Source organism: Mesorhizobium sp. B3-1-8 (assembly GCF_006439495.1).
GTDB lineage: Bacteria > Pseudomonadota > Alphaproteobacteria > Rhizobiales > Rhizobiaceae > Mesorhizobium.
Map to the genome: position 1 here is coordinate 38,517 of NZ_VFTK01000002.1, position 14,262 is coordinate 52,778.

Sequence of the window (14,262 nt, forward strand, 5' to 3'; positions counted from 1 at the left end):
CGGTTTTCCGTCCGGAATTGCATAAGCACAGAGAGTTGGAGCGGTTCGGCGCTTTCGCGAAACGCTCTTTAGCAAAGCGGCTCGAGCCTCAGACCGGCTGTAGCCCGACTGCGCCATCCTCGCGCGACATCTCGATGAGCCGCGCGACCGCCCATGGCGCCATCAGCGCAAAGAACACCGTGACATCGAGGAAGAGCGACCGTGCCAGATCGAACCCGCTGTGGTCGTAGCAGACTGCGAACTCCATCACGCCTGACCCCTATTGCGCTTGCCATTTCACGCTCTCGGCCAGCATGCCCCTGATTTGCATAAATTACAAGGGACAGCTAATTTAGCTGCCGAGTGAGATTCCGCCGGCATGCGCGGCTGCCCTGGCTGAAGGATCTAGGCCGGCTTCGGCCAAAACAGCCAGGCGAGGGCCAACGCCGCAAGCACCCAGAGCGCGATCATGAAGGCGAGCCCGGCCTTGCTCGCCGGCTTCTCGCGTCGCGCGGCCTCTTCGCGGAATTCCTGCATCAGATCGGACGGAACCAGCTTGACCGCGAGCATGATGCCGACAGGCACGATCAGCAGGTCGTCCAGGTAGCCGATGATCGGGATGAAATCCGGGATAAGATCGATGGGGCTCAGCGCGTAGGCCGCGACTGCGCCCGCGGCGGCTTTTGCATACCAGGGCACACGCGGATCGCGGGCGGCGATCCAGAGCGCAACCACATCGCGCTTGATCTTGCGCGCCCACCGCTTCGCCGTATCGAATGTCGACATGCCGCTTTGCGGGTCTTCAGGCCATTTGGCGATCGATGGCTCGGCCTCTCAGGCGCAGTCCCTCAACTCGACAACCTCGACGCCGAGGCGGAAGGCCTGGCCATCGGCATAGGAGCGCGCATATTGCTCGGCTTCGAAGGGAAAGATTAGCGTCGTGCCATAGGCGGTGACGCGCACCGTCCACTTCTGGCCCCTGACGAGTTCAACGCCGTGAAGCTTCGCCGTAACCATCTCACCCTCCTCAGATCCGGCACTTCGGCGACATCCGCATAACGTCGCCAAAGTCATTTGAATACAAATAATCCGACCTAATCGTGTCGTTGCGGTCTCGATTCCGATATTAGGCCGTTTACGTCCGTGAAATGGTTCACCGACAGCGGCGCTTTTTTGCGGACGGGCCGCGAGCGGGCTGGATGGCCTGCCTGGAACCGCGACGGCCCCAGGCGGGTTAGGTTCTTGGCTCACAAGGAGACCGCCATGATCCGCAAGCTGAAATCCGGCGAATACAGGCTCTATTCGCGCAAAATCGATCCGAGAACCGGCAAGCGCCGCAATCTAGGCACCTTCAAGTCGCGCGAAGCGGCGGAAAAGCACGAACGCGAAGTGCAGTATTTCAAGCGCCATTAGACCGGTCATCGTCCCACGACAGAATCGCGGCTCGGCCCCGGCTCACCCATGCGGTCGCGGCGGGGTGCGTGGGCGAGGGTGGCCCGGCACGTTCGAGCCGATATGGTCGAGGTCGCAACGTCGCGTCACCATCTCGACCGACCGGGTGTCGACGGTCACGCGCCCCAGAACCTGCACGGTCGTGCGTCCGAGATCCTCGTCGACATGCACGACCTCGCCCTCGAGTCTGAGCTTGTCGCCAGCCCTGGCATTGGGCTCGACCATCGAATATTTATGGCTGTCGCCGTCGAGCCTCAGCATCACGCGGTCCTCGGTGCGTTCGACCACCGTGGCGATGACAGCCACCCTGTCGCCTATTTCCACTGTCGGCCGTGTCATCGCGGCCTCCTTTCCGCCCTCGGCGATACCTGGCCGACGCAGCCGGCTGGCGCCACGCTGTGTGCCGGCAGCCGCTGAAATAAACGGCAAAACAAGCATTTGGTTGCCGCCGGCCGCCTGCAGCCGCGGGCGGCCGATCACATGAAGCCCGGATTTCGCGGCAGATACTGCGTCCAGTCGCCATAGCCGGGCGATGCCATCAACAGCATCGGGAAGGTGATGCGCATGCCTTGATCGATCGCGAGGCCAAGCGCGCTCCCGCATGTGCCCGGCAGGAAGGCTGATACGTTTTCGGCCGAGCGATCCGCCGCCAACAGCAACGCCGTTGCAAAGGCATCGCGAACGATATCGGGCCGCGTCACCGCCAGGGGACCAATATGCCCGCCGGCGTTGGTGTATCCGTAGCCGACCGCATCGCCGCCAGCAAAGAGCAGGACGCCTGTCGTCGACGGATCGGTGCGCAGGTAGCGATGATGCTTCACTCGCGAGGCGCCCAGGGCACGGGCGTCGATCTCGGCAAGTTTCTCCATCGTCGCGGCGCTGTCGTCCATTTCGACGGCGCGCAACGGCGGTCGAGCCAATGCCTTGGTCACCCGTTCGCGCGCGGCGCTGAGAAGGTAGATCGGCGTTTTGGGAAACAAGCCGTGCCGCATGTAAAGCCCCTGCGACACACGATTGAAGGTGAATGTTATAAGTGCCTTGTGGGCTGCGCCTGATGCGCGGGCATGCTCCATGGTCCGTTCCAGCAGCGTGTTTCCGATGCCGCGGCCTTGTCGGCCAGGATCGACGAACAGCTGGGCGAGGAACCAGATATCGCCGCATACCCAGCTCCAGGCGAAGCCCGCAATGTCCCCGTCGTCTTCCGCCACCCACAGGCCGCCGGGGTCGTCCTCGAGCGAAAACAGCTGGAAGTTGGGAGGGCTCGTCGCCGCCATCGGGCCAAAGCCGTGCCGAGTGGTAAGCTCATTGATGCTGGCCACCACCAGCGCATCGGTCGCCACGAGATCATCGGCGCGAGCAGGTCTGTAAACGAGCGACATTGAACAACCTCAGCCACGGAGCGTGAGCCGCAACGCCGATCGTATCAGCTGTCCATGCCTGCCGTCTCGGGCGCCATCAGCAAGCATCGTCCGGGGTCCGAGGCCGCGTTGACCCCCCGCGTTTGCCTGCTGCCCTGAGGGATTTCGGCCATCCAAGCTTCGCCATCGTCATCGAGGGAGCTTGTCGGCTAGCGGTGGACGGCCAGCCGCCTTGGCTCCGCGAGCACGTTCAGCACCGCCTTCAGCCGTCATGTCGGCCAGCCACCCGGCCGTTATGCCCGGTCGGTGGCGCACCAGGTTCCGCATGTCGACTGATGTCGCTGCCACGGCAGCGGGCTCGCGGCGGCTGGTTTGATTTACCTAACGCTGATCAGCGCCGTGCCGGCGATGGCCAGCAGCGCGCCGGCCCAGGCGGCCGCGGTCGGCCGCTGACCGCTGCGCAGCCACACCATCGGCAGGATGATGACCGGCGTCATCGAGGACAGCGTCGAGATGATGCCGGCATTGCCGGTGCGCAGCGCGGCCATCAGGCAGGACATGCCGAGCGAGGTGCCGACGAAGGCGGAAAGCACGGCGAGCCCGACCGTGCCGAACTGGACGGCCTCCCGCTTGCCCCTGCCGAACGGCGTCGCGGCGAGCGCGATGAACAGGATCACGGCAAGGCCTGAGCGCAGCGCCATGGCGCTGAACGGCTCGACGCCGGCGGCCATGGCCGGCCGCGCCAAAAGGGTGCCGATCGCCTGGCCGAATGCCGTCATGACGCCGAGCACGATGCCTGGTCCGAGGCGCCCGGTGAGCGGCGGGCCGGGCGCGGTGCTGACCGGCACGGTGGAAGGGGTGACGACCGGCATCGCCGGCGCCAGGTCGCCGCGCTTGAGGAACCGCCGCGGCATGCCGATGGCAAGCACGATGCCGGCAAGCGCCAGCGCCACGCCCAGCGCCTGCCAGCGGCTGATGGTTTCGCCGAGCACGAGATAGCCGAGCGCCAGGGCGAAAGGCGAGGTGAGCGAGAAGAGCAGCGCCGTGATGCGCGGGCCGACCGAATAGATGGTGGCGAAATAGGTCGAGCTGGCAATGCTGATGCCGGCGAAGCTCGATCCGGCAAGCAGCCAGAACTCCCTCGCTCCGATCGTGTGCCAGCCGCCGATCGCCAACGACACCGAGCCGGTCATCACGAAGGTTGCGAGCATCTGCCAGCGGGCAAGCTGGAGCAGGGGAACGCGGCCCTTGAGCTCGCTCAGGAACATGGAACTCAGCGCGCTGCATAAGGCGGCGGTGACGGCGAAGGCTTCGGGGGCGAACATGGCTGGCGGCTGCGAATCCGGGAACCGGACAATTGCCGATGCTTACGCCTGCGCGCAGCGCTCGGCTAGGCCGCGCGGGCGCGCGGCGTGCCGAAGATGGACCATGCGGCGGCGACGAGCGCCGCTATCGTGGCAAGCAGCACGCAGAGGCTCGGCAGGTGGAAGACCATGTCGCGCCATCTGGGCTCGACGACGGCGCCGGTGCTGAAAGACTCGCCGCTATACTGGCACAGGATCCACGACGCGCCGCTGCGCACCATGTCGGCGTCGATATCGGAGATCAGTGCTTTCGCGTTGCGTTCGGCTGAGGGCATCGTCGCCATATGGGTGAGCAGCGCCTTGGCGGTGGCGATGTAGGCGTGGCTGCATTCGTTGAAGGGGCTCTCCTCGTCGGCGAGGCTGCCCGGCATCAAGCCCCAGAGGCAATAGGTGAATTGCAGGTTGCCGTGATTGTAGAGCCGCCGGAAGGTCGGGTCGGTCGCGGTCTGGCGCTGGGCGAGCTCGAGGATCTCGCCGCGGTAGCGGGCGATCACGGCCATCTGGCCGTGGGTCAGGCTCGGGATCTGGATGCCGGGAGGAGGCGGGGCGAAGGATCCGCTATGCGCTTCGGCGGGTGCTGCCGCCGTCATGACCGAAAGGGCGGTCGCCAAAAAGAAAATGGCCGCCAGGGCACGGAACCGTGGCGGCCGACGCATCGGATTTCAGGCGAAGCGGCGGGCGGGGCTGCGCTGGTCGCGCGCAGCGACCACGCGCTCGGCAACCGGGCCGAAGCCGAGCCCGACGACGGTCCATAGCACAAGCTGGATGCCGAGCGAGGCGACGCGGAACTGCCACAGCACCGTCGCCGAGAAGTTCTCCGGTACTTCGTTGATGTCGGGTAGGGCTGCCTTCACCAGTGCGAAGACGACGAGGAAGGCGAGCCCAGCCACGATCGAGGCGTTCCAGGCGCCGAGCCGGGTCCACAGCCGCTGCGCCAGGCCGACCGCCGCCACCATCGCCGCGATCGAGACCACGATCATGATGAAGAACAATTCCGTGCGGTAGCCGATGGTCTCGGCATTGCCGACCGCAGGCGGGTTGGCCGGGTATTTGAGGCCGGGCACCACGATCACCGCCAGGAAGCCGAGCAGCGCGATGAGCGCCGAAGTGCCACGGGGCCCAAGCGAACCCAGCCGGCCATAGGCATAGGCGAAGACCAGCGAGAACAGCCCGCCGAGGGCGGCGCCATAGACCAGCACGCCGGTCGCGAGACCGATGCCGGCCTGCGTGACGCGGCTCACCATGTCGGGCTCCGGCGCCCCGCCGGCCGCCTGGGCCTGCTGTTCCTCGAAGGCGATCGCCTTGTCGACCTGCGGCTCGCCATAGACGCGGGCAAAGGCGAATGCCAGAATCCCCGCAACCAGCCCGACAAGCATGCCGCGCAGCAAAAGTTTTCCGACCATGTCGTTAACCCTCTAAGCAATTCCAGGAAAAGTGCGTAGCGGTTTTCCGTCCGGAATAGCGTTAACCCAACCCAGCAATTCCAGGAAAAGTGCGTAGCGGTTTTCCGTCCGGAATAGCGTTAACCCAACCCAGCAATTCCAGGAAAACTGCGTGCCGACTTTCCGTCCGGAATCGCGTTAGACCAAAATCGAAGCGGGTTCAGCGATGCTGAACCGTCTTAGTGGCAGGGGAAGCCGAGCAGGTGGCGGCCGTCATGCACGAATTCGTGCACATAGGTGCCGCGGATCAGCGACGTCGCGCCTTCTTCCGCCCCGACGAAATAGATCGCCAGCATCAACAGCAGGCCGGCGAAGATAGCCCAGGGCAGAAGCTCGCGAACCGGAATCGCAACCGGACCGTAGCTGGGGGCGAAGGTGGTGTCGGACATATTGACCTCCCGTGGGATACTGCGTCCCGTTGATCGAACAATGCTGCGGAATAAGGCCTGACTTTCGGCTGGTGCCGATCACAGTGGCGCGACCGTGCCGGACTCGCACCGGCTTCCAATCCCGTATAGCGCTAAAACACTTGTCAGCACTTCGTTCGCCTGTCAACGATATGTAATGGCCAACACGGCTTCGCGCGGCCGAAATTTCACTGGACCACGGAGTTTTGGGATGCTCGCCCGCCTGACGATGATCGCAAGCGGCGCGACGCAGGCCACGCGCAAGGGTCGTTTTCCGAGTGACGAGGCGCCGGAGCCGCGAGCCTTCGAGCGTGCCGGCGCGCTGGCCGCTTCGCTGCGCCGCGCCGACCGCGTCTGGACAAGCCCGGCGCTTGCCGCGCGGCAGACGGCCGAGGCGCTCGGCCTCGCGGCGACGGTCGAGCCGCTGCTTGGCGAACAGGATTTCGGGCGCTGGGCCGGCAAAGGCTTCGAGGAGGTGCAGGCCGAAGATCCGGAAGGCATGGCGGCCTGGTTCGCCGATGCGGAAGCGGCGCCCCATGGCGGCGAATCGCTTGCCGCCGTCGCCCGGCGCGGCGCCGCGCTGATGGAACGCCTGGCTTCCGAGAGCGGTCATACCATCGCGCTCACCCACGCCCTGCCGATCCGCGCGGCCATGGTGCATGTTCTGGGCGCGCCGCTCTCCTCGGTCTGGAAGATCGACATCGAGCCGCTGTCGCTCACCGAGTTCCGCGGCGACGGCCGCCGCTGGGTGCTGCATGCGAGCGGGGTCATTGTCGGTGGTTAAACAGTCCGGGCGCGGGTCGGTCCCGTGGACAGCGCGACTCGCAGTCAGCAGATGGTCAAGGAAGCGGTGGACGCTATGGTGAGGTGCCGCAGAACAGCGGGGCGAGGTTGATCGCTAGAAGGCGTTGGTCAAATCGATGGTCACGATATAGGCATTTCGTGGCCAGCACTTTCGAACTTCTCTCGGAAGCTCTTGAGCTCTCTTCGCCGCAGCCTTTGAATTGGGAGTAAAAGGACATCACGTCGAGTGACGTGAGTTTGCCCTCGAGATTTCCCCTTGCCTTGAACGTCGCCTTCAGGCGCAGGTCGACCGCCGATGCTGGAAATCGGACGAGGCTTAGAAGTTTGTCTCTTAGGTCGGTCCGGTCGTCCGCGCCGGCCGGAACAACTGAAGTCAGCAGTAGCGTAACAGTCAGCAGTCTGGTGATCACGGTCTACCGGTATAGTTTCGGGTATTTTGCCTTCTCGGTCTGGCAATTGCCCCCTCTCTGGACCGCCATAGCGTAAGCTCTTTCATAGGTATGAATGGCCCTGTCGAACTTACGTGGATTAGGTGTCAGGTGTTTAGCTCGGCCATCATACAAAAGGACAGGAACAGCTATCATGGCTTTTCCATCTTCAGTTGGCCTCAGCGCCGGGCACCTCTTCATTACGCCGAGGAGGTTGCCGGCGATTGTAGCGGCCAAATCTAACTTGGCGTCGGGCAGTCCAGCCAGGAACTCGATATTTGACTTCGCGGCCCAGGCAGCCGAAGACGTGAATGAAAGTAGTACGGTTGACGCCAAGGCGAGCCTAAGTTTCATTTATCCCTCCCAAGCCTTAACTGAGCGAAGCACGTCTAAGCCCGTGTGAATAGCTGGCGGCGCGCCAAGCGGCTTAGATTTTCGCGACCTCGCTCCGATCATCGCCCCAATCGATAGATTGGAGCAGCTAGGCTGCGCGCTTGTCGAACAGAGCAACCCGACGCCCCCCCGGAAAGCCGCAACAGCCGTCCGTCCGGACACAAAGCCGTTCCGCGTTTCAGTGATCGCTAACGGAACGGAAACGCCTCGCTGCTATGGTGCTGCCCTGTTGCGAGGAGAGCCTTGCCTGAGGAGCCCGCCGGATATGGCCAATTTTCCCGAGACCGAGCGCCGTCTTCATGCGCGCGAATTCGTGCTCAAGGAAGCCACGATCATCGCCGCCGGCGTCAGGATCGGCTGCTCGGTCAGAAATCAGCACGAGCAAGGTGCGGAATTGCGCGTCGGCGCCGATGTGGAGATCCCGGACCGCTTCCTGCTCGAGGTCCCGGCCGACGATACGGCCTATCGCGCTTTGGTGCGGTGGCGGCGCAACGACCGCGTCGGCGTGGCGCTCTACAGCAACGCGCCGAAGGACTGATGCGCGGCCGAAGCGAAAGCTGCTCAGCGAAGCGCCGCCCACCCCGTCACGAGGATGAGAACAAACGTGACCAGCGCGCCCGAGACGTAGAGGATCGTCCTGACGCTGCCGCCCTTGGCGGCGTTTCCCCCACGCAGGTAGATGACCATGTGTACGAGGCGTATCGCCAGGTGAACCCAGACAAGCACGGCGAGCGTCACCGGGCCGACACCGACCATCATCGCCAGCATCACGGGCACGACGAAAGGGGCCAGCGCCTCGACCGAATTCATGTGGACGCGGTCGATCCGGTAGAGCCGGTTGTCGTCGTCCGCCGGGACGACCGGACCCGAAAGCTTGCCCGCAAATCCCTTGGACGAGCCGGAATAGACCGCCAGCGCCACCGACAGGAGACAGAGCGCAAGCACGCCGAGCGTGCTCAGCCAATAAGCTTCCATTTTCCGCGCTCCTTCCAATGGCTGTCGTGTGGGCCAAGCCCTTCGGTACCGGGTGGTGCTGTCAGGCTGCCCGGGAAAAGAGGTCCTGGAACCGCTGCAGGTAGAGCGGCCAGCCCTGATCGCTGTCGACCCCGCCGCGCACGCTTTCCCAGCCTTGGCCATGCCGCTCGATATGGCGATGCTCGATTTCGACGCGGGTGCGGTTTTCCGCCTCGGCCGTGAAGCGGACTTCCCACTCGCTTGTGCGGGTGAGGTCGGTTTCGATCTGCCAGCGCGGGCTGATGTCCCAGCTCAGAAGCAGCCGGTTCGGCGGATCGTAGGCCAGCACACGGGCGAAGCGGCACTCTGAGCCATCGACGCCACGGTCGTAGACGTGGCCGCCGACCCGCTGCTCGAAGATCGTTTCCGCGATCGGGACGGCGAGCAGATTGTGCTCGCGCGGTTTGATGCTGCCGAAATCCTCGGTGAACACTTTGAAGGCGCGTGCGATCGGCGCCGCGACGACGACGGAATGTTTCACGGGCGCGGGTGCCGGCTGCTTGATCATGTTTCGTCCTCCGTCGGTTGCTCGACAAGCCGCGCGTAAGCCGCGAGCGTCTTCACCCAGAACTGGTCGATCTCCGCCCGGAAAGCCGCGAGGCCGTCCGGGTCGATACGGTAGATGCGTTCCTTGCCCGAGCGCGTGTCGGCCACCAGCCCGGCATCCTTGAGAACCTTCAGATGCTGCGAGACCGCCGGCCGCGTCACGGGCAGTGCATTGGCGAGCCCGCTGACCGAGCTGGGGCGGTCGACCAGCAGTTCGAAGATCGTGCGTCGCGTCGGATCGCCGAGCGCTGTCCAGTATTTCGCGTTAGTGGTCACTAACGCGAAAGCTAGGGCGGCACGTCTGTCCTGTCAACCCGGATGGAGAGTGCCACCCATGCGGCACGCACGTGGTCGACCTTGCCGGCCGCGCCTGGCGAGCGGTTCTGGATGGGGCCGAAAATGCGATGGTGTCCTATCCGCTGCTGATCGGCGAGGATGGCGGCAACAACGTGCGCAAAGAGCAACTGGCTGGCGAACCGCACCTTCATCGCCGAAGACGGTCAGGGCCGCATCATCGTCGGCTCGACCAAGGAAGCCTTCTTCTCCGTGGACAGGCTGGCGACCTTCCGGCTGAAAGCAGGACTCGAGATCAAGACCGCGCTCAATCTCGACGGCGGTCCCATCGCCGATCTCAGCGTGCGCTCGGGCAGCTACAGGTTGAAACACTACGCGTGGTGGGAGGCCCAGGTGTCGGAAGGCAAGGTTTCCCTGCCTGCAGGCGCCAAGGAACGTGCCTTGGGGCATGCCTGTCGTGCTCACCGTGGAGCGCAAATAGAGCATCTTCAGCGGGTCAGCGCTGCCGCTTTGCCTTGAGGCTTCGCGCCGCTTGCTCGATCGCCGCGCGGTCGTTGCCCAGCCGGTCGAGCAGTTCCTGCGCCTCGTCGCCGGAAATGCCGGTGCGCATGGCAAGCGCCTCGACCGTCAGCACATCCGCGCTGTCGATCTCGCGCGTTTCGGGCAGCGCATCGCCTGCCGTCAGCGGCAGGGCGGCCTCGCGGTCGATCTCCAACTCCGCCTGATGCCAGTGCCGTTCGTGATTGCCAAGGATGCCGCCCTCGCGTTGAAAGATCTCATAGGCCCGTTGCCTGATCTTCTCGGTCCGATCGTCGTCCATCGCCGTTCCTCCTTGCGTGTCACAAGAACGCAGGACATGGCGGAACGATCCGTGGCATCGCGAAGGTGATCGGCTGATGCGCGCAGCCGTCGAAACGCCCGGCCTGAGGACAATCCCATAGGGCGTCCCCCTCTTCGAGTGGGGGACGGCGCTGATGATTACCGCCGGCCAGCGGCCATTCCGATCCGAAACTGCGAACCCGGCGGCGCCGCTTCCCGCTTATGGCCCATATATCGCCACAGGCTTGCCGAACATGCCGGGCTCCGGTTTCACGCCCAGCCCCGGCCGTTGCGGTACGGCGATGTGACCTTGCTTGATGACGACCGGGTGCTTCGCGTCGAAATGGCCCTTGATGTATTCCTGCGCGATCCAGGCGCCTTCCATGCGGCGCGGCTCGACCGTGGCGGCCAGATGCACGCAGGCCGCCGCGATGATGTCGCCGCCCCAGGCGTCGTCGCAGCTGTGCGGCAGCGAGCGGATGGCGCAGAGGTCGCGCACCGTCGTCATCTTGGTGAGGCCGCCAAGGCGCGTCACCTTGAAGCCGAAGCCGTCGGCGATGCCGAGCGAGATGGCCCTCAGCACGGCGTTCTGGTCCTCGGTGCTTTCGTCGAGATAGACCGGATGCGTCACGCGGCCCTTCAGCGTCGCGATCTCGTCCATCGTGTTGCAGGGCTGTTCGAAGACGAAGGGGATTTGCTGGCAAAGCCGGTCGAGGTGGATCGCGGCGGCGACCGTCAGGCCTCGGTTGCCGTCGACAGCTAGCCGAGCCTTGTAGCCGACCGCTTCCCAGACCTTGTGGACGACGGCCACGTCCTCTTCCAGGTTGCGCCCGCCGATCTTGACCTGCAGGCGCGGGTAGCCGTCCCTCACCTTGTCGGCGGCGATCCGCGCCGTCTCGTCCGGCGCCCCGACGATCAGCGAATAATAGGCCGGCACGCGGTCGGTCAGCGCGCCGCCCAAAAGCGTCGAGACCGGTACGCCGAGCTTCTGGCCGAGCAGGTCGAGGAACGCCATATCGAACGCGGCCTTGGCGTAGCCGTGCCCGCTAAGCCGCTCGTCCATCTGTTTCGCCAGCTGCCTGATCGAGGCGACCTCCGATCCGATCAGGCCCGGCGCGATTTCGGCCATCGCGGCGCGGGCGCCAAGCGCATGATGCGGCTGGTAGACCGGGCCGATCGGACAGGTCTCGCCCCAGCCGGCAAAACCATCGTCTGTGACGATTTCGACCAGTGTGGAGTCGAGCGCCTCCACGTCGGCGCTGGCCATGCGGTAGACGCCGCCTTTAACCGGCAGTTGCGCCGAATAGACGTTGATGCGGTCGATACGCATACGGGCTTCCCTCCGAAGGACACGTCGGCAACGGGGCCTTTGCAGGCCCCGCCTATTACATCCGCGCCCTGGCCGACGTCGGGTCGTAAGGCGAATCCGCGATCACTTCGGCGGCCCTCCATTCGCCCAGGATCGCGACGTCGAGCTTCGTGCCGGGTTTGGAAAAACGCTCGGGCAGCAGCGCCAGCGCCACGTCATGACCGAGCGCGTAGCCATAGCCGCCCGACGTGATGCGCCCGACCAGCGCGCCGTCGCTGTAGAGTCCTTCATTGGCAAGGGAGCTTGCGCCTTCGGTGTCGATCCTGAGCGTCACCGAGCGGCGCTGGTCGTTGCGCTCCTTGTATTTCAGCACCGCGTCGCGCCCGACGAAGTCGCCCTTGTCGAGGCGGATGAAACGCTCCAGCCCGCTCTCCAGCGCGTTGAGCTCGGGATTCATGTCGCGGTACATGGCGCGATAGGATTTCTCGAGCCTGAGCGACTCCAGCGCATGCAGCCCGACCAGCCGCATGCCGTGCTTCTCGCCCTGCTTCAGGATCGCGTCGAGCAATTGACGCTGATAGGGCAGGGGGTGGTAGAGCTCCCAGCCCAGCTCGCCTTCATAATTGACGCGCAGCAGCCGCACGTCGCTGGCGAGAGCCACATTGCCGGTCTTGACGCCGAACCACGGAAAACTTTCGTTGGAAAGGTCGATCTCGGTGAGAGGTTGCAGCACGTCTCGCGCCTTCGGCCCGACGACCGTGAAACAGCCGCGATCGTTGGTGACGTTTGTCAGCTTCACGCTGCCATCGGTGGGGAGCAGCCTGGACAGATCGTCGAAATTCCAGCGCTCGGCGCGCGGCGTCGAGATCAGGTAGAGCAGGTCATCGCCGAGGCGCGCCACCATATATTCTGCCTGCACGCCGCCGTTGGCGGTAAGCTGATGCGCCAGCGTCACCTTGCCGACCGCCGGCAGGCGGTTGGCGATGATCCCGTCCAGCCAGGCGGCCGCGCCTCGTCCCGACACTTCGAACTTGGTCATCGGCGTCATCTCGACCAGGCCGACGGCGTTGCGCACCGCGAGCACCTCCTCGCCGACGAGGTTGCCCTTCGGCGTCCAGCGCCAGCTATACTGGTCCTTGGCCTCGACGCCGTCGCGCGCGAACCAGTTGGGCATCTCCCAGCCATTGAGCACGCCCCAGACGGCGCCGAGCTCGGTCAGCCTGTCATAGGAGGGCGCGGTCTTTTGCGGCCGCGCGGCGGGCATGTCCTGTCCGGGATATTTCTGCTCGGCATGCGTGCCCCAGGCCTCGCGCACCTTTTCGCGCGTCCAAGCCTTGTTGGCGTAATCGCCGAAGCGGCGTGGGTCGAGATCGGAGGTGTCGGTACTGTTGCCGCCTTCGACGATCCGCTCCGACAGATAATAGCCGATCGTGCCGCCCCACAGGATGCCGCCCGGCACGCCCTCGGCCAGCCACACATTGGGCAGGCCCCAGGCCGGACCCATCAAGGGCAGCTCGTCCGCCGTCATCTGGAAGGGGCCGCGCACATTGGCCTTGATGCCGACGCGTCCAAGCGCCGGGACGAGCTGCAGCGCCTGTTCCCAGTTCCACGACACCGCGTCGAAATCCTCTTCCAGCAGGTCGGCGCCGAACCAGGCGGGAACGCCATCCTCGGCGAAGAGCTTGAGGTGCTCGGTGCGCTCGTAAGGCCCGAACATGAAGCCGTCGCCTTCCTCGCGCAGATAGCCCTCGAAACCTTCGTCGCGCAGGATCGGCATTTCGGGCCGGCCCGCGCGCTTGCGCTCCACAACCTCCGGCACGGCTTCGGTGATCCAGTATTGATGCAGGATCGGGATCGCCGGGATGTCGAGGCCGAGCAGCGCGCCGGTCTGGCGCGCGTAATTGCCGGTGGCGCAAATCACATGCTCGCAGGTGATGTCGCCCTTGTTGGTCTGCACCACCCACTCGCCGCTGGCCGTCCGCTTGAAGCCGGTCACCTCGGTGTTGAGATAGACCTTGGCGCCGAGATCCCGCGCGCCCTTGGCCATGGCATGCGTCACGTCGGCCGGCGCGATATGGCCGTCGTCCGGATGATAGAGCGCGCCGAGCATTTCCTTGTTGTTGAGCAGCGGCCAGAGCTTTCGCGCCTCGTCGGACGTCAGCAATTGCGCCCGCATGTTCTGAACCTCGGCGACGCTCATATAGCTCTTGTATTCGTCGAGGCGGTCCCTGGAATTGGCGATGCGCAGTTGCCCGCATTTGTGCCAACCGACCGGCTGCCCTGTCTCGGCCTCCAGCCCTTCATAGATCTCGATGGTCTTGTTGATCATCCGCCCGACATTGATGTTGCGGGCGTAGGACGGGATCAGCCCGGCCGCATGCCATGTCGAGCCGGCGGTCAGCTGCGTGCGCTCCAGCAGCGCGACATCCGTCCAGCCGCGCTTCGCCAGGCCATAAAGGATACCGGCGCCGACGCATCCGCCGCCAACGATCACCACCCGCGCATGTGTCTGCATCAAACCACCGAAACCATATCATTGTTGAACGAGCGCCGCCGAAGCTACAGGCGGGGAAAGCCCGTGTAACGTCTTCAAAAACTGGGGGTCATGATAAGCTGGATTTATGCAACAGGTTACAGCGTGGCGGCCTCGCGA

General features: G+C 64.7%; 20 protein-coding genes and 1 riboswitch. Of the genes, 4 read left to right on the top strand and 16 right to left on the bottom strand.

What is annotated here, in order from left to right:
- Positions 1–88 precede the first annotated feature (88 nt).
- The 3 genes from FJ424_RS33385 to FJ424_RS02055 all read right to left on the bottom strand — a co-directional run bounded on the left by FJ424_RS33385 (position 89) and on the right by FJ424_RS02055 (position 996).
- Positions 89–250, bottom strand: a complete 162-nt coding sequence (locus FJ424_RS33385) for a hypothetical protein (RefSeq protein ID WP_181182153.1) — start codon at positions 248–250, stop codon at positions 89–91.
- A 134-nt stretch (positions 251–384) separates the two neighbouring features.
- The gene (locus FJ424_RS02050) at positions 385–765 is read right to left on the bottom strand and encodes a YkvA family protein (RefSeq protein ID WP_140658429.1); all 381 of its coding nucleotides are present in this window, start codon (positions 763–765) and stop codon (positions 385–387) included.
- A 48-nt stretch (positions 766–813) separates the two neighbouring features.
- Positions 814–996, bottom strand: a complete 183-nt coding sequence (locus FJ424_RS02055) for a hypothetical protein (protein ID WP_140658431.1) — start codon at positions 994–996, stop codon at positions 814–816.
- A gap of 246 nt (positions 997–1,242) precedes the next feature.
- On the opposite strand from FJ424_RS02055, the gene FJ424_RS02060 reads away from it, so the two are divergent.
- A complete protein-coding gene (locus tag FJ424_RS02060) occupies positions 1,243–1,392 on the top strand; it encodes a hypothetical protein (RefSeq protein ID WP_112100506.1) in 150 nt (49 codons plus the stop codon).
- Between the two features lie 42 nt (positions 1,393–1,434).
- Here FJ424_RS02060 and FJ424_RS02065 read toward each other — a convergent pair whose 3' ends face one another.
- From FJ424_RS02065 to FJ424_RS02090, 6 genes are all read right to left on the bottom strand, one after another.
- Positions 1,435–1,770: a hypothetical protein gene (locus FJ424_RS02065; RefSeq protein WP_140658433.1), complete on the bottom strand. Its 336-nt coding sequence runs from the start codon at positions 1,768–1,770 to the stop codon at positions 1,435–1,437.
- Positions 1,771–1,907: 137 nt separating this feature from the next.
- Positions 1,908–2,810 carry a GNAT family N-acetyltransferase gene (locus FJ424_RS02070; RefSeq protein ID WP_140658435.1) on the bottom strand — a complete coding sequence of 301 codons (903 nt, stop codon included), beginning with the start codon at positions 2,808–2,810 and terminating at the stop codon, positions 1,908–1,910.
- A gap of 356 nt (positions 2,811–3,166) precedes the next feature.
- Entirely contained in the window at positions 3,167–4,114 is a 948-nt protein-coding gene (locus FJ424_RS02075) for a DMT family transporter (protein ID WP_140658437.1), read from the bottom strand.
- Between the two features lie 65 nt (positions 4,115–4,179).
- Positions 4,180–4,764, bottom strand: coding sequence for a hypothetical protein (locus tag FJ424_RS02080; protein ID WP_140658439.1), 585 nt, complete (start codon positions 4,762–4,764; stop codon positions 4,180–4,182).
- A gap of 51 nt (positions 4,765–4,815) precedes the next feature.
- The gene (locus FJ424_RS02085) at positions 4,816–5,556 is read right to left on the bottom strand and encodes a CbtA family protein (protein WP_140658441.1); all 741 of its coding nucleotides are present in this window, start codon (positions 5,554–5,556) and stop codon (positions 4,816–4,818) included.
- A 218-nt stretch (positions 5,557–5,774) separates the two neighbouring features.
- Positions 5,775–5,984 (bottom strand): CbtB domain-containing protein, encoded by a 210-nt coding sequence (locus FJ424_RS02090; protein ID WP_140658443.1) that lies wholly within the window; start codon positions 5,982–5,984, stop codon positions 5,775–5,777.
- A riboswitch (adenosylcobalamin (AdoCbl) riboswitch) is annotated at positions 5,985–6,128 on the bottom strand.
- Positions 6,129–6,213: 85 nt separating this feature from the next.
- Here FJ424_RS02090 and FJ424_RS02095 point away from each other — a divergent pair.
- On the top strand, positions 6,214–6,786 hold the full coding sequence (locus FJ424_RS02095; RefSeq protein WP_140658446.1) for a histidine phosphatase family protein: 573 nt from the start codon (positions 6,214–6,216) through the stop codon (positions 6,784–6,786).
- 433 nt (positions 6,787–7,219) lie between these two features.
- On the opposite strand, the gene FJ424_RS33390 is transcribed toward FJ424_RS02095, so the two are convergent.
- Positions 7,220–7,588 (bottom strand): hypothetical protein, encoded by a 369-nt coding sequence (locus FJ424_RS33390; protein WP_181182150.1) that lies wholly within the window; start codon positions 7,586–7,588, stop codon positions 7,220–7,222.
- A 304-nt stretch (positions 7,589–7,892) separates the two neighbouring features.
- On the opposite strand from FJ424_RS33390, the gene FJ424_RS02105 reads away from it, so the two are divergent.
- Complete coding sequence (locus tag FJ424_RS02105; RefSeq protein ID WP_140658448.1) at positions 7,893–8,165, top strand: PilZ domain-containing protein; 273 nt, start codon at positions 7,893–7,895, stop codon at positions 8,163–8,165.
- 23 nt (positions 8,166–8,188) lie between these two features.
- Here FJ424_RS02105 and FJ424_RS02110 read toward each other — a convergent pair whose 3' ends face one another.
- The 3 genes from FJ424_RS02110 to FJ424_RS02120 form a co-directional block, all read right to left on the bottom strand.
- Positions 8,189–8,602, bottom strand: a complete 414-nt coding sequence (locus tag FJ424_RS02110; RefSeq protein WP_140658450.1) for an MAPEG family protein — start codon at positions 8,600–8,602, stop codon at positions 8,189–8,191.
- Between the two features lie 61 nt (positions 8,603–8,663).
- A complete protein-coding gene (locus FJ424_RS02115; RefSeq protein ID WP_140644936.1) occupies positions 8,664–9,149 on the bottom strand; it encodes an SRPBCC family protein in 486 nt (161 codons plus the stop codon).
- Entirely contained in the window at positions 9,146–9,463 is a 318-nt protein-coding gene (locus FJ424_RS02120; RefSeq protein WP_140644935.1) for a metalloregulator ArsR/SmtB family transcription factor, read from the bottom strand. Before FJ424_RS02120 ends, FJ424_RS02115 begins: the two co-directional genes overlap by 4 nt.
- A gap of 159 nt (positions 9,464–9,622) precedes the next feature.
- On the opposite strand from FJ424_RS02120, the gene FJ424_RS02125 reads away from it, so the two are divergent.
- Positions 9,623–10,000 carry a hypothetical protein gene (locus FJ424_RS02125; RefSeq protein WP_140658452.1) on the top strand — a complete coding sequence of 126 codons (378 nt, stop codon included), beginning with the start codon at positions 9,623–9,625 and terminating at the stop codon, positions 9,998–10,000.
- Here the strand turns inward: FJ424_RS02125 and FJ424_RS02130 are convergent.
- The 3 genes from FJ424_RS02130 to FJ424_RS02140 all read right to left on the bottom strand — a co-directional run bounded on the left by FJ424_RS02130 (position 9,978) and on the right by FJ424_RS02140 (position 14,124).
- A complete protein-coding gene (locus FJ424_RS02130) occupies positions 9,978–10,301 on the bottom strand; it encodes a DUF2934 domain-containing protein (RefSeq protein WP_140658453.1) in 324 nt (107 codons plus the stop codon). The genes FJ424_RS02125 and FJ424_RS02130 overlap by 23 nt on opposite strands.
- Positions 10,302–10,520: 219 nt before the next feature.
- The gene (locus FJ424_RS02135; protein WP_140658455.1) at positions 10,521–11,630 is read right to left on the bottom strand and encodes a mandelate racemase/muconate lactonizing enzyme family protein; all 1,110 of its coding nucleotides are present in this window, start codon (positions 11,628–11,630) and stop codon (positions 10,521–10,523) included.
- A 55-nt stretch (positions 11,631–11,685) separates the two neighbouring features.
- Entirely contained in the window at positions 11,686–14,124 is a 2,439-nt protein-coding gene (locus FJ424_RS02140) for an FAD-dependent oxidoreductase (RefSeq protein WP_140658457.1), read from the bottom strand.
- Between the last annotated feature and the right edge of the window lie 138 nt (positions 14,125–14,262).

Bases quoted from the DNA above. Each gene is read 5' to 3' on its own strand.
- FJ424_RS02060 (WP_112100506.1), top strand. From the start codon at position 1,243: ATGATCCGCAAGCTGAAATCCGGCGAATACAGGCTCTATTCGCGCAAA.
- FJ424_RS02050 (WP_140658429.1), bottom strand. From the start codon at position 765: ATGTCGACATTCGATACGGCGAAGCGGTGGGCGCGCAAGATCAAGCGC.
- FJ424_RS02065 (WP_140658433.1), bottom strand. From the start codon at position 1,770: ATGACACGGCCGACAGTGGAAATAGGCGACAGGGTGGCTGTCATCGCC.
- FJ424_RS02105 (WP_140658448.1), top strand. From the start codon at position 7,893: ATGGCCAATTTTCCCGAGACCGAGCGCCGTCTTCATGCGCGCGAATTC.
- FJ424_RS02090 (WP_140658443.1), bottom strand. From the start codon at position 5,984: ATGTCCGACACCACCTTCGCCCCCAGCTACGGTCCGGTTGCGATTCCG.
- FJ424_RS02125 (WP_140658452.1), top strand. From the start codon at position 9,623: ATGGCGGCAACAACGTGCGCAAAGAGCAACTGGCTGGCGAACCGCACC.
- FJ424_RS02085 (WP_140658441.1), bottom strand. From the start codon at position 5,556: ATGGTCGGAAAACTTTTGCTGCGCGGCATGCTTGTCGGGCTGGTTGCG.
- FJ424_RS02110 (WP_140658450.1), bottom strand. From the start codon at position 8,602: ATGGAAGCTTATTGGCTGAGCACGCTCGGCGTGCTTGCGCTCTGTCTC.
- FJ424_RS02075 (WP_140658437.1), bottom strand. From the start codon at position 4,114: ATGTTCGCCCCCGAAGCCTTCGCCGTCACCGCCGCCTTATGCAGCGCG.
- FJ424_RS02095 (WP_140658446.1), top strand. From the start codon at position 6,214: ATGCTCGCCCGCCTGACGATGATCGCAAGCGGCGCGACGCAGGCCACG.
- FJ424_RS02115 (WP_140644936.1), bottom strand. From the start codon at position 9,149: ATGATCAAGCAGCCGGCACCCGCGCCCGTGAAACATTCCGTCGTCGTC.
- FJ424_RS33390 (WP_181182150.1), bottom strand. From the start codon at position 7,588: ATGAAACTTAGGCTCGCCTTGGCGTCAACCGTACTACTTTCATTCACG.
- FJ424_RS02130 (WP_140658453.1), bottom strand. From the start codon at position 10,301: ATGGACGACGATCGGACCGAGAAGATCAGGCAACGGGCCTATGAGATC.
- FJ424_RS02135 (WP_140658455.1), bottom strand. From the start codon at position 11,630: ATGCGTATCGACCGCATCAACGTCTATTCGGCGCAACTGCCGGTTAAA.
- FJ424_RS02055 (WP_140658431.1), bottom strand. From the start codon at position 996: ATGGTTACGGCGAAGCTTCACGGCGTTGAACTCGTCAGGGGCCAGAAG.
- FJ424_RS02140 (WP_140658457.1), bottom strand. From the start codon at position 14,124: ATGCAGACACATGCGCGGGTGGTGATCGTTGGCGGCGGATGCGTCGGC.
- FJ424_RS02070 (WP_140658435.1), bottom strand. From the start codon at position 2,810: ATGTCGCTCGTTTACAGACCTGCTCGCGCCGATGATCTCGTGGCGACC.